The sequence below is a fragment of the Lysobacter enzymogenes genome (assembly GCF_023617245.1).
GTDB classification, from domain to species: Bacteria; Pseudomonadota; Gammaproteobacteria; order Xanthomonadales; family Xanthomonadaceae; genus Lysobacter; species Lysobacter yananisis.
The window spans coordinates 104,219-118,102 of record NZ_CP067396.1; the positions used below are offsets into that span (position 1 = coordinate 104,219).

At 74.0% G+C, this 13,884-nt stretch carries 6 protein-coding genes and 1 pseudogene; 6 read left to right on the top strand and 1 reads right to left on the bottom strand.

Annotation, left to right across the window (positions count from 1 at the left end):
- Positions 1–433 precede the first annotated feature (433 nt).
- From recC to recD, 3 genes are read left to right on the top strand one after another with little or no spacing between them, the layout of a single operon-like run.
- The gene (gene recC / locus JHW41_RS00480; protein WP_250448621.1) at positions 434–3,808 is read left to right on the top strand and encodes an exodeoxyribonuclease V subunit gamma; all 3,375 of its coding nucleotides are present in this window, start codon (positions 434–436) and stop codon (positions 3,806–3,808) included.
- Entirely contained in the window at positions 3,805–7,455 is a 3,651-nt protein-coding gene (recB, locus tag JHW41_RS00485) for an exodeoxyribonuclease V subunit beta (protein ID WP_250448623.1), read from the top strand. Before recC ends, recB begins: the two co-directional genes overlap by 4 nt.
- Positions 7,452–9,350, top strand: a complete 1,899-nt coding sequence (recD, locus tag JHW41_RS00490; protein ID WP_250448625.1) for an exodeoxyribonuclease V subunit alpha — start codon at positions 7,452–7,454, stop codon at positions 9,348–9,350. Before recB ends, recD begins: the two co-directional genes overlap by 4 nt.
- A 473-nt stretch (positions 9,351–9,823) precedes the next feature.
- Here the strand turns inward: recD and JHW41_RS00495 are convergent.
- Positions 9,824–10,786 (bottom strand): annotated as a pseudogene (locus JHW41_RS00495) (LysR substrate-binding domain-containing protein); the annotation flags it as partial.
- A 570-nt stretch (positions 10,787–11,356) separates the two neighbouring features.
- On the opposite strand from JHW41_RS00495, the gene JHW41_RS00500 reads away from it, so the two are divergent.
- From JHW41_RS00500 to JHW41_RS00510, 3 genes are read left to right on the top strand one after another with little or no spacing between them, the layout of a single operon-like run.
- The gene (locus JHW41_RS00500; RefSeq protein WP_158229807.1) at positions 11,357–11,584 is read left to right on the top strand and encodes a DUF2798 domain-containing protein; all 228 of its coding nucleotides are present in this window, start codon (positions 11,357–11,359) and stop codon (positions 11,582–11,584) included.
- Entirely contained in the window at positions 11,581–12,570 is a 990-nt protein-coding gene (locus tag JHW41_RS00505) for an SDR family NAD(P)-dependent oxidoreductase (protein WP_250448628.1), read from the top strand. Before JHW41_RS00500 ends, JHW41_RS00505 begins: the two co-directional genes overlap by 4 nt.
- The gene (locus JHW41_RS00510; RefSeq protein WP_078996570.1) at positions 12,567–13,787 is read left to right on the top strand and encodes an efflux RND transporter periplasmic adaptor subunit; all 1,221 of its coding nucleotides are present in this window, start codon (positions 12,567–12,569) and stop codon (positions 13,785–13,787) included. Before JHW41_RS00505 ends, JHW41_RS00510 begins: the two co-directional genes overlap by 4 nt.
- Positions 13,788–13,884 lie beyond the last annotated feature (97 nt).

Here is a 13,884-nt window from a genome sequence, read left to right on the forward strand (position 1 = left end):
TCCGGTGGGGCGGAAGGCGGACGTCTACAAAACGGCGCAGCTTGGCCCAGCCCGCCTGAACGGGGGTGGAGCGCAAGACATTGTCGCAGCTTAGCCGGTGACGGGCGCCGTCGTCGCCGCATCAGTTGCTTGACCGCCGCGGTTCGATGCGAGATCGGCGCTCGTTCGGCACCGGATCGGCGCGTTGCCGGCGCCGACGCCGGTGCTCGAGCGCTATTCGAGCCTGCAACGATTAAGCGCCTTTTAAGGCCGGTCCGGCCGCTGCGCGGCGGCGGCCGGCGAACCGCAACGAAGCGCAGGCGCCGGCCGGGCGGCGCGCGGTAACCGCGCGTAACGGCGGCGCGACGGCGGCGCGTCATGTGCGCGCCGCGCCGGCGCACACGCCCGATCCGCTGCGCGCGCGCCGCGCCGCGGTACGGCAAGATGGCGCCCTATGCCGGCGCGTCCCGATTTCCGCCTCTACCATTCCAATGCGCTGGATGTGCTCGCCGGCCTGCTCGCGCAGGAGCTGCGCACGCCGGCGCCGGGGCAGCCGCTGCTCGCACCGGACACCATCCTGATCCCGCAGGTGGCGATGCGGCGCTGGCTGCAGGCGACCCTGGCGCAGGCGCACGGCATCGCCGCGAACCTGGAGTTCCTGACCCCGGGCGAATTCGTCCAGCGCGCGCTCGGCGCCAACGTCGCCGGCGGCGAGGACGACCTCGACGCCGCCGCGCTGCGCTGGCGGCTGTACGCGCAACTGGCCCAGCCGACGCAACTGCGCGAACCGGCGCTGGCGCCGCTGCGCGGCTACCTCGACGGCGACGACCCGCTCAAGGCCTGGTCGCTGGCCGGCGAGCTCGCCGGCCTGTTCGAGAAATACCAGGCCTGGCGCCGCGACTGGCTGCTGGCCTGGGACGCCGGCCACGAGCGCGGCGACCCGCAGGCCGCGCTGTGGCGCAAGGTCGCCGGCGGCCGCCGCTACCGCGCGCGCCGGATCGACGAATACCTGCACCGATTCGGCGGGGATGCCGGCGGCGACGGCGCGCGCGACGACGCCCCGCGCGGGCTGCCGCCGCGCCTGTTCGCGTTCGCCACCCTCAACATCTCGCCCGACGTGCTGCGGGTGATCGCCACCCAGGCCCGCGCCGGCACCCTGCATTTCTACCTGCCGACGCCGACGCGCAAGTACTGGGGCGACCTGGGCACCCTGGCCGAGCGCCTGCGCCAGGGCGACGCCGCCGCGTTCGGCGAGGACGACAACCCGCTGCTGCAGGCCTGGGGCGCGGCCGGGCGCGACTTCATGGCGGTGCTCGGCGGCTACGAAGTGGTGCACCCCTCCGGCGAGATCGCCGCCTACGCCGACCCGGAAGACAGCCGCCACGACGACCCCGCGCGCGACAGCCTGCTGCAGCGCCTGCAGCGCGACCTGCTGCACCGGCGCGCGCTGCCGGCGCAGCCGTGGCGCGCGCAGATCGACCGGCTCGACGCCAGCGTGCAGGTCCACGCCTGCCACACCCGCCTGCGCGAAGTGCAGGTGCTGCACGACCAGCTGCAGGGACTGCTGGATCCGCAATCCGAGCAGGGCCGCCGCTTCGACCCGCCGCTGCAACCGCGCGACATCGCCGTGCTCGCGCCCGACATCGATCCGTATGCGCCGCACATCGCCGCGGTGTTCGGCGGCCTGGCCGGGCGGCCGGGCTTCATTCCCTACGCGCTGGCCGACGTCAGCCCGCTCGCCGCCGAACCGCTGGCCGAAGTGTTCCTGCGCCTGCTGGCGCTGCCGGTGTCGCGCTTCGGCCTCAGCGAAATCCTCGACCTGCTGGCGACCCCGGCGATCGCCGAACAGGCCGGCCTCGACGGCGACGGCCTCGACCGGCTGCGGGTGTGGCTGGGCGAAGCCGGCGCGCGCTGGGGCATCGACGCGGCCCATCGCGGCCGCCACGACGCGCCCGGCGACGACGCCTACACCTGGGCGTTCGCGCTCGACCGCCTGCTGATCGGCCACGCCGCGGGCGGCGACGACGACGACGGCGCCCTGGTCGCCGGCGTGGCGCCGTACGCCGAACTCGAAGGCGCCGCGCTCGACGCGCTCGACGCGCTGATCCGGCTGCTGCGGGTGCTGGCGCGGTTCGAGCGCGGCCTCGCCGCCGAGCTGAGCCCGGCGCAGTGGTCGCAGCGCCTGCTCGGCCTGCTGCGCGCGCTGCTGCCCGAGCGCCCGCGCGACAGCGCCGACCAGCGCACGCTCGAACGCCTGCGCTCGCTGGTGGAAGCCTTCGCCGGCGACGCCGCGGCGGCCGGCTTCGACGGCGCCGTCGCGCCGGAAGTGGTGCGCGCGCATTTCCGCGCCGCGCTGGCCGAGGCCGACACGCGCGCGCCGCTGCTGACCGGCGGGGTCAGCTTCGGCCGCATGGTGCCGATGCGGCTGATCCCGTTCCGCGCGATCTGCCTGCTCGGCATGAACGACGGCGACTACCCGCGCCGCGACCCGGCCGGCGGCCTCAACCGCCTCGCCGCGGAACTCGGCACAGGCGCGCGCCGCCACGGCGACCGCTCGCTGCGCGACGACGACCGTTTCCTGTTCCTGCAGCTGTTCGGCGCGGCGTCGGACGCGTTCTACCTGAGCTACCTCGGCGCCGATCCGCGCGACGGCAGCCAGCGCGAACCCTCGCCGCTGGTGTCGGAACTGCTCGACGCGATCGCCCGCTACCACGCCGATCCGGCCGCCGCGCGCGCGCAGTTCGTGGTGCGCCAGCCGCTGCAGCCGTTCGCGCCGGCCGCGTTCGGCGGCGATGCGGGCGAGGCGGCCGAGCCGCGCCGTTTCAGCTACCGCAGCGAATGGCGGCCGGCGGTCGACGCCGGCGCCGCGCGCCGCGGCGAGTTGGGGCCGTGGCTGCAGGACCCGCTGCCGCCGTTGCCGGACGACGGCGGCGAGCGGCGCCTGAACTACCAGGACCTGCGCAGTTTCCTGCGCGATCCGCCGAGCGCGTTCCTGCGCCAGCGCCTGGGCCTGCGCCTGCCCGAGGAGATCGAGACCGCGCAGGACGTCGAGCCGCTGGTGCTGCCCGGCCGCGGCCTGCTGCGCCAGCAACTGCAGCGCGCGGTGTTCGATGACCTGATCGCCGGCGGCGGCGCGGTCGATCGCGAGCGCCTGCAGGCCTCGCTGCGCGCGCGCGCCTTGCTGCCGTCGGGGCCGCTGGGGCGGCGCCAGCTCGACGCGCTGCTCGGCCAGGTGCGGCCGTACGCCGACGCGTTCGCGCGCTGGCGCGAGGGCGCGGCGCAGACCCGGCCGTTCGAACTCGAGGTCGACGGCACCCGCCTGCTCGGCAAGCTCGACGAGTTGTATCCCAGCGGCCTGGCGCGGCTGCGCTTCGACACCTTGCACGGCCCCGCGCAGATCGCCCACGGCCTGGACTGGCTGGTGCTGTCGGCGCTCGACGACGGCCGCCCGCTGGCGCAATTCGCCCAGGCCAGCGACGGCCCCGGCCCGCACGTGCGCGCCGCGCTGCCGCCGCGCCAGGCGCGCGCCGCGCTGGCCGCGCTGCTGCGCCTGCGCGACTACGGCCTGCGCCTGCCGCTGCCGTTCCTGCCGCGCGCGGGCTGGCTGTGGTACGAGGCGGCGATGCAGGACAAGGACGGCTGGAGCCGCGCCGAAGCGCAGTGGCACGGCGGCCCGCGCCACTGGGGCGAAGGCGGCCAGCCCGGCGTGCGCCTGGCGCTGCGCGGGCGCGATCCGTTCGCCGACGCCGACCTAGGCGAGGAATTCCGCGCGATCGCCAAGCGCGTGTTCGATGCGGTGGTGCTGGGCCGCGACGAGGACGCCGCATGAGCGCGTCCGAATCCTCCAAGCACGAATCCTCCAAGCACGAATCCGGCAAGCACGAACCCGCCGCGCGCGATCCCTTCCTCGACCTGCCGCTCGACGGCCTGCGCCTGATCGAGGCCAGCGCCGGCACCGGCAAGACCTACACCCTGGCCACGTTGGTGGCGCGGCTGGTGATCGAGCGCGGCCTCGGCGTGAGCCGGATCCTGGCGGTGACGTTCACCGACGCGGCCACCCAGGAACTGCGCGAACGCCTGCGCCGGCGCCTGCTGCTGGCCGCGCGCATCGCCGCGGACGATCCGGCGCTGGCCGAAGCCGACGACGATGCCGAGCGCGCGCTGACCCGCGCGCTGGTGCGCGCGCAGGCCGACATCGAAGGCGAAGCGGCGCTGCGCGCGCGGCTGCAGCGCGCCGCGCGCGAGATCGATCTGGCCGCGGTGGTCACCATCCACGGCTTCTGCGCGCGCGTGCTGGCCGAGCACGCGCTGGAAACCGGCCAGCCGTTCGCCGCGCCCGAGCTGATCGGCAGCGAGCGCGAGCTGCTCGACGAGATCGCGGTGGACCTGTGGCGCGCGTTCGGCAACGACGCCGGCGAAGCCGAACTGCTGGCGTTGCAATGGCCGGGCGGGCCGCCGTCGCTGGCCGCCGACCTGGGCGCGTTGCTGCGCACGCCGCTGCTGCTGCCGGCCGCGCCGGCTTCGAGCCAGGACCCGCTGGCCGAACTCGACCGCGCCGGCGCCGCGCTGCGCGACGCGTTCGCCGCGCACGCCGACGACGCCTTCGCCGCGCTGGCCGCGGCCATCGCCGGCAAGGCGCTCAACGGCAACAGCTACCGCGCCCATCTGCCCGACGAACTGCGCGCGCAGTTGCGGGCCTGGTGCGCCAACGGCGACTGGTCGCAGCCGCTGGACGAGCGCGCGGCCAAGCTCGCGCCGTCCGCGCTGGCGTCGAAAGCCAACAAGGGCAAGGAAGCGCAGGTGCCGGCCTCGCCGCTGTTCGACGCGGTCGCGCGCTACCTCGACGCCGCGCAGCAGCGCGAGCAGTGGCTGGCGGGGCAGCGCCTGGCGCTGGTGCACCGCATCCGCGCGGCGGCGGCGCAGCGCCTGGCCGAGCTCAAGCGCGTACGGCGGGTGCAGAGCTTCGACGACCTCATCGCCGATGTCGCCAGCGCGCTGGAGGGGCCGCACGGCGAGGCGCTGGCGCGGCGCCTGCGCGAGCAGTACGCGGTGGCCCTGGTCGACGAGTTCCAGGACACCGATCCGCGCCAGTGGGCGATCTTCCGCCGGGTGTTCGGCGAAGCCGCGCGCGAGGACGATTCGCCCGCAGGCGCCGGGCTGTTCCTGATCGGCGACCCCAAGCAGGCCATCTACGGCTTCCGCGGCGGCGACGTGCACACCTACCTCAGCGCCGCCGCGCAGGCCGAGGCGGCGCCGCCGCTGGACCACAACTTCCGCTCGCGGCCGTCGCTGCTGCGCGCGATCGCCGCGCTGTACGCCCAGGCCGGCGAGGCGGCCTTCATCGATCCGCGCATCCGCTTCCGCGAGGTCGAGGCCGGCGGCGCGGTCGCCGACGAAGACCTGCAGCGCGCCGGCGCGACCGCGCCGGCGCTGGTATTGCGCGCGCTGCCGGCGCCGGACGACGGGCGCAAGACGCCGGTGTGGAGCTCGCCGGAATCGCGCGAGCTGGCCGCGCGCGCTTGCATCGCCGCGATCCACGGCTGGCTCGCCGACGCGCGCGACGGCCGCGCCACGATCCAGGGCCGGCCGCTGCGCCCGGCCGACATCGCGGTGCTGGTGCGCAGCCACGAAGAAGCCGCATCGATCCAGCGCGCGCTCGGCGCGGCCGGCATTGCCGCGGTCGCCGCCGGCCGCCGCAGCCTGTTCGCGACCGAGCAGGCGATGGAAACGCTGACCCTGTTCGACGCGCTACTGCATCCCGGCGACAGCGGCCGCCTGCGCGCGGCGCTGGCGACGCCGCTGCTCGGCCTGGACGGCGCCGCGGTCGCCCGCGTCGCCGCCGACGAAGCCGAACAGGCGCGCTGGCAGGCGCAGGCGCTGCAATGGCGCGAGCGCTGGCAGCGCCACGGCCCGCTGGCCCTGCTCGCCGACCTGTGCGCGCAACAGGCGCCGCGGCTGCTGGCGCTGGGCGACGGCGAGCGCCGCTTGACCAATCTGCTGCAACTGGCCGAGACCCTGCAGGAAGCCGACCGCCGCGCGCTCGGCCTGCACGGCCTGCGCGACTGGCTGCGCCTGCGCATCGCCGAGGCCGACGACAGCGACGAGAAGCAGCAGCTGCGGCTGGAATCCGACGCGCACCGGGTGCAGATCCTGACCCTGCACAAGAGCAAGGGCCTGGAGTTCGGCCTGGTGTTCCTGCCGTTCGTGGCGCTGGGCCGCGAGCCGCGCAGCGGACGCTGGTGCGAATACCCCGATCCCGAGCACGGCCGGGTGATGCAGCTGCAAAGCGACGTATTCGATCCGGACGCGCCGCAGTGGCAGGACGCCAGCGAGCGCGCCGCGCAGGAAGCCCGCGCCGAGGACGCGCGCCTGCTCTACGTCGGCCTGACCCGCGCGCGCCATGCGCTGTGGATCGCGACCGGGCCGCTGTACCACGCCGCGCTGTCGCCGCTGCAGCCGATGCTGGCCGATCCCGCGGCGCTGGCGCGCGAGCCCGGCGTGGCGATCGACGCCGCCGCGATCGAGCCGCCGCCGCGGCCGCTGCCGCCGGCCGCGGCCGGCGCGGTGCCGCCGGCGCGCGAGGCGCGCGCGCGCGCCGCGCGCGACTGGTGGGTCTACAGCTTCACCCAGCTGACCAACGAAGACAGCGGTTTCGACCCGGCCGCGCAGGACGAGCGCGGCGCCGAGGACGAACCGCAGGCGGCGCCCGACCTCGCCGCGGCCGCGCCGCTGCCCGGCGACGCGCGCTTCGGCGGCAGCCGCTTCGGCAACGTCGTGCACAGCGCGCTCGAACGCGTGGACTTCGCCGCGTGGCGCGATTGGCGCGACGGCGATGCGCCGCCGCCGGGCCAGGACGAGGCGCTGGCCGCGGCCATGCGCAGCGAGGGCTACGCCGAAGCCGACATCGACGACGGCCTGGCGTTGCTCGCCTCGCTGGTCGGTCGCACCCTGGTCGCGCCGCTGCCCGAGGGCGCGCGCCTGTGCGACGTGCCCGAGCCGGCCCGGCGCAGCGAAATGGAGTTCCACTTCGGCCTCGACGCCGCGCCGGTGGACGCGCTGCTGGCGGTGCTGCACGCGCACGGACAGGTGCGCGAGCGCCGCGGCTTCGGTTCGCGCCGGCGCCTGGAAGGCCTGATGACCGGCAAGATCGACCTGGTCTATGCGCACGAGGGCCGCTATTACGTGCTCGACTACAAGACCAACCGCCTGCCCGGCTTCGACGCCGCACAGGTCGAGCGCGCCATGGCCGAAAGCGAGTACGACCTGCAATCGCTGATCTACACCGTCGCCCTGCACCGCTGGCTGCGCTTCCGCCTCGGCCCGGACTACGACTACGAACGCGACTTCGGCGGCGTGCGCTATCTGTTCTGCCGCGGCCTCGACGCCGCCGATCCGGGCGCCGGCGTGCATGCGGCCAAGCCGCCGCGCGCGCTGATCGAGGCGATGGACGCGCTGTTCGCCGGAGCGGCGCGATGAGCCTGCTCGACGCCTTGTTCCGCGACGGCGCGCTGCGCACCGTCGATCATGCGCTGGCGCAGGCGCTGCGCCGGCTCGACCGCGACACGCCCGACCTGGTGCTGGCCGGCGCGGCGCTGGCCTCGCAGGCGATCGCGCGCGGCCACGCCGCGTTCGACCCGCGCCAGCCGCAGTCGCTGAGCGAGGCGGCGATCGAATGGCCCGACCCGCAGGCGTGGCTGGACGCGCTGGCGCAGTCGCGCTGGGTCGCCACGCCCGCGGCCGGCGCGGCTGCCGATGCCGCCGCGCCGCTGGTGCTGGAACACGGCTTGCTGTACCTGCGTCGTTACCGCGAGTACGAACGCCGCCTCGCCGCCGGCCTGCGCCGGCTGCAGGCGTTCGCGCCGCCGCCGGCCGACCTCGCCGCGCTGGCGCCGCTGTTCGCGCAGCTGTTCCCGCACGCGCGCGACGACGACCGCCAGGCCCGCGCCGCCGCGCTGGCGTTGCTGCAATCGCTGCTGCTCGCCACCGGCGGCCCCGGCACCGGCAAGACCACCACCATCGCCCGCCTGCTGGTGCTGCTGATCGCGCAGGCGCGACTGGACGGCGTGGCGGCGCCGCGGATCGCGCTGACCGCGCCGACCGGCCGCGCCGCCGAGCGCATGGCCGAGAGCCTGCGCGCCGCGGCCGAACGCCTGCGCGAGCTGCCTGCGTTCGCGACCGAGGCGGGCGAGGCCGCGGACAAGACCGACGCCGACCCGCGCAACGGCTTCGACGCCGGCCTGCTCGAGGCGCTGCCGCAACAGGCCGGCACCCTGCACCGCCTGCTCGGCGTGGTGCCGGATCGCCCGCGCTTCCGCCACGACGCGCGCAACCCACTGCCGTTCGACATCGTCGTGGTCGACGAGGCGTCGATGGTCGACCTGCCGCTGATGTGCAAGCTGATCGAAGCCGTGCCCGACGGCGCGCGCCTGATCCTGCTCGGCGACCGCGACCAGCTGCCGTCGGTGGAAGCCGGCGACGTGCTCGCCGCGATCGTCGATGCCGCCGGCGACGACGACGGCCTGCCCGCGGCGCAGGCGCAGGCGCTGCGTCCGCTGCTCGGCGACGCGGTCGCGGTGTTGCCGGCGCCGACGCCGCTCAGCGCCAACCGCGTGCACCTGCGCCGCGGCTATCGCCAGGCCGACAGCCTGCGGCTGGCGCCGCTGGCCGACGCCGTGCGCGAGGGCGACGCCGACACCGCGCTGGCCCTGTTGCGCAGCGGCGAACTGGCGGGCGTGCACTTCCACGAAGACGCGCACGACCCGCTCGCCGGCAACGGCCGCGAGCGCCTGCTGCCGGCGTGGCGCGCGATCGGCGAGGCCACGGACCCCGAACAGGCGCTGGCCCTGGCCGCGCGCCTGCGCCTGCTGACCGCGCTGCGCGACGGCGGCCAGGGCGCCGCCCCGCTCAACGCGCGCATCGAAGAGGCCCTCGCCGGCGCGCACCGTTCCGCCTATTTCCACGGCCGCCTGCTGCTGATCACCGAGAACAGCTACCGCCACGGCCTGTTCAACGGCGATATCGGCGTGTGCTTGCGCGCGCGCGCGGCCGACGGTCGCGAAGATCCCGCCGCCGGTACCGTCGCTTGGTTCGCCGGCGGCGCGCAAGGCGTGCGCGCCTACCACCCCTCCGCCCTGCCCGCGCACAGCGGCGCGTTCGCGATGACCGTGCACAAGTCGCAGGGCTCGGAATTCGAGCGCGTGTGGCTGCAGCTGCCGCGACAGGACGCGCGGCATCTGTCGCGCGAGCTGGTCTACACCGGCATGACCCGCGCGCGCAGCGAACTGCACGTGGCGGCGAGCGAGGCGGTGCTGCGCTCGGCGCTGGCGCGGCACGCGGCGCGGGTGTCGGGGTTGGCTTGGCGGTTGGGCTGAGCGCTAAACCCGCAACCGCTTCCTGTAGGAGCTGCGCGAGCTGCGACCGCGACAGCGCGACGACGACGAAACTCCGGCAAGCTGCCGCGCGGGAAGGCCGATGGGCATCAAGCGGACGTCGCAAGCGCGGTGTCGCGGTCGCAGCTCGCGCAGCTCCTACAGGGAGCGGTCGGTAGATTCGACGAGCCTCAAAAAAACCCTGCCGCCTCGACCGCGAGACGACAGGGACTCCACACAACGAAACTATCCGGCGCCGCGCGCCGTCGCGATCAGGCCAGCGCGGCGTCTTCGTCGCTCGGCGTATCGTCGCGCCGCGCCGGCGCCGCGTCGGCCTTGGCCGCGCCGCGCGCCTTGCCCGGGCGCTTGCCGCCGTTGTCCATCGCTTCGGCGATGGCCTCGATCGCTTCCACCACCGGCACCGCGATCGCGCGGGTGTCGCCGGCTTCCTTGGCCAGGCCGTGCGCCATCGCCGCTTCGGCTTCCTCGGAGGCCTTGCGGAAGCGCTTGGCGTCGGGGCACAGCACCTGCATGTAGTCGGCGTCGAAGTTCAGCCGTTCGACCAGGAAGTCGACGAACGCGCGCACCTTCGGCGATTGCACCTGGCCGCGCGGGAACACCGCGTTGAATTCGTACTCCGGGCCGGTCCAGCCGGCCAGCACGCGCTGCACGTAGCCTTGTTCGGCGAAGGCCTTGACGGTGACGTCGGCGGCCAGCATCAGCGCTTCGCCGCACAGCAGCGCGCCGCGCAGCGGGCCGGGGTCGTTGGCGACCATGACCGGATCGACCACGTAGTCGACGGTGCGCTCGCCGTCGCTGAGCGGCCACACGTATTCGTTGTTGCTGCGCCGCGACTTGGGCATGGCCAGGGTGCGGTGGTGGCGCAGGTCGTCGGGGTGCAGCGGCTCGCCGTGGCGGGCGAGGTAGTTCGGGCTGGCGTAGATCTGGGTGCGGAACACCGCCAGCTTGCGCGCGATCAGGTTCGAGTCCGGCAGGCTGCCCAGGCGCAGGGCGACGTCGATGCCCTGGTCGATCATGTCGACGGTCTCGTTGCTGAGGTTCATCTCCACCCGCACTTCGGGATGGCGCGCATGGAACTCGCCCAGCAGCGGCGCGATCCAGGTGATGCCGACCGAGTACGGCGCGGTGATGCGCAGCCAGCCGCGCGGGCCGCCCTGCAGCTGGCCGACCGCGCTTTCGGCCTCGGCCAGTTCGCGGGCGATGCGCTGGCAGTGTTCGTAATAGACGTTGCCGGCCTCGGTCAGGCCGAGCTTGCGCGTGGTCCGGTGCAGCAGCTGCGCGCCCAGGCGCGTTTCCAGCTCCTGCACCTTGCGGCTGACCGTGGTCTTGGGCAGGCGCAGCGCCTGCGCGGCGGCGATGAAGCTGCCGCTTTCGACGACTTTGACGAAGATCAGCGTGTCGTTGAGATCGTGAGCCATGGGGGTATGGACTCCTGGTTCGGTGGCCGGAACACAGCGGCGCGTACCCGAAGCCGGTAAGCGATTGTGTTCGAACGCGAGGCGGAAGGTGTGTCGATGTGTAGGTGTGTACGTGCAGCGAACAGCGATGCGCGGCCGCCCCGCGGTGCGTCGCGACGACGCGGGCGGATCGCGGTCTGCCGGCATGCGGCCGGCCAGTCCCTTGCTGCTTGGCGCCCGCCGGCTCCTGCCGGCGCGGTGTACGTGATGACGGCTGTCACCGGCAGGGATTGATCGCCTCCACTGCCGTCGTCGCGGGCGAACCGAGACAGTGGCGCCGTCGTGCGATGCACTGCCTGGCGGACCCCTTGCCGCGCTATCGCGCGCTATCGGGTTGGGGACGGGCCATCCGGCCTTCAAGGGGCCTCGGGTCGGGATTGGACCGTTGCCGGGACAATTATTCCCTGAATCCCGGGCTAATCAAGACCCGTTCGCGTCTCTAACCTGTGCCGCACATCGTCACGAGGTCCCCCCGCCATGTTGACCCCACGCCAAGCCAGGTACGCATTCCTGCCACTGATGCTGGTGGCCATGTCCGCCCTGATCGGGCTGGCCGTGGTCGTGTTTCGCCAGGGCCTGGCCCAGGGCGCCGAAGAAGCGTGGATGCTGGCCTGGGTGCTGGCCTTCACCATCGCCCTGCCCGCGGCGATGTTGCTGATGCCGGCGATCGGCGCCGTGCTCGCGCACTACACCCGGGATGACAAGCATCACGTGATCATCCCGGTTGTGGGAGAGAAAGTCCCAGGAGCGGGACAATGAAAGCCCCTTTGGTTGTACTCGGTGCCACCGGCGGCGTCGGCCGCGGGGTCGTGCAGGCCGCGATCGACAGCGGCCGCCCGGTCATCGCGGTGGCGCGCCGGTCCAGCGAACTCAAGGCGCTCAAGGCCGGCTACCCCCAAGCCGACCTGACCGTGCTGGCCGGTTCGGTCGCCAACGACGCCGCCGGCGCCAAGCTCGCGCGCGCCTTGCGCAAGCTCGGCCGGCCGTTCGCGGGCGTGGTCGCGGCGGTGTGCGGCAGCGCCGAGCGCGGCCGCCTGCTCGACAGTCCGGCGCAGTTCCTGCGGCGCAAGCTCGACGAGGATCTCCTCCCCCACCTCGCCGCGGCCCGTCACCTGCTGCCGCTGTTGGCCGAAAGCGATCGCGGCGGCACTTACGTGCTGATCGGCGGTCCCGGCAGCGAGCACCCGTGGGCCGGCTACGGCCACCGCTCGATCGGCGCGGCCGCGCTGCGCATGCTCGCGCGGGTGCTGCACGACGAAGCGCGCCAGCAGGCCGTGCGGGTGCAGCTGCTGGCCGTCGACACGCCGGTGTGCACCGAGTTCAACCAACGCCATTCGTGCCCTGAATGGCCCAGCGCGCTGTCGGTCGGGCAGCGCGCGCTGGCGCTGATCGACCACGACGCCGGCGACGAACCGCCGCGTCCGATCGTGCCGTACGCGGTGCGCGCGCCGGGACCGGCGTTGTTGCCGCCGCGCATCCACCTCCCCTCTCCGCCCGCCAGCCGCGAACACGCAACGCCCGCCAGCTCCGCTCCGCCCGCTACCAGCCCGCCCTCTACCAGTCTTGCCCCTACCAGCGCGAACACCGTACCCAAGACGGTCCCGCTTCCCGCAGCCGCGATCGCAACCGCGCAAGAACCGGACTGCACGTCCGACGACAAGACCCAACGATGTCTGCTCGACGCGCGCGCCCTGCTGAAGTCGCTGACCGCACCGAATCCCAAACAGGAACCCACCCCACGATGAGCACCCGTCACTTCTCCGTCCGCTCCGGCAAGCCCGGCGTCGGACTCTCCGTGCTCGCGTTGACCGCGAGCCTCGTCATCGCCCTGGCCGCCGCCGGCTGCGGCAGCCAGGCCGCCCCGCACGAAGGCGGCGCGCCGCCGCCGCCGGAAGTCAGCGTCGCCCAGGTCCTGAGCAAGCAGGTCCGGCAGTGGGACGAGTTCACCGGCCGGGTCAGTGCGCCCGAATCGGTCGAGCTGCGCGCGCGCGTGAGCGGCTACGTCGACCGCGTCGCCTACAAGGAAGGCCAGGACGTCAAGAAAGGCGACCTGCTGTTCGTGATCGACCAGCGCCGCTACCGCGCCGAGCTCGCCCGCGCCCAGGCCGAACTGGAACGCGCGCGCGCCGAAGCGCGCCTGGCCCAGACCCAGGACAAGCGCGCCCAGACCCTGGTCGAGGCCAAGGCGATCTCGCGCGAGGAGTTCGAGACCCGCCGCGCCGCCAGCACCGGCGGCGACGCCGCGGTGCGCGCGGCCGAAGCCGCAGTGGCCTCGGCCCAGCTCGACCTGACCTTCACCGAAGTGCGCTCGCCGATCAACGGCCGCGCCGGCCGCGCCCTGATCACCGTCGGCAACCTCGCCTCGGCCGACCAGACCCTGCTGACCACGGTGGTCTCGCAGAACCCGATGTACGTGTACTTCGAGGCCGACGAGCAGACCTACCTGCGCTACAACGAGCTGGCCCGCAAGGGCGAGCGCGCCGGCGACAAGAACCCGGTCCGCATCGGCCTGGCCGGCGAGAGCGGCTACCCGCACGCCGGCACGGTCGATTTCACCGACAACCAGCTCGACGCCAACACCGGCACCATCCGCGCCCGCGCCGTGGTCCCCAACGACGAGCGCGTGCTGACCCCGGGCCTGTTCGCGCGCGTGCAGCTGGAAGGCAGCGGCGACTTCAAGGCGATGCTGGTCGACGACAAGGCCGTGCTGACCGACCAGGACCGCAAGTACGTCTACGTGCTCGGCCCGAAGAACGCGGCGGTGCGCAAGGACGTCAAGCTCGGCCGCATGATCGACGGGCTGCGCGTGGTCGAATCCGGGCTGGCGCCGACCGACAAGGTCATCGTCCACGGCGTGCAGAAGGTGTTCTTCCCGGGCATGCCGGTGCAGCCCAAGAACATCGCCATGGGCGCGCCGGCACCGGCGCCCGCGGCGCCGGGCGCGGCGGCCGGGGCCTTGTGATCCGGACTTAACCGCCACCCCGCGAACCGGCCGGATCTACCTGTCGTCATCCCCGCGAAGGCGGGGATCCAGGGCCTTTCGGGCGAGAACGCTTGAA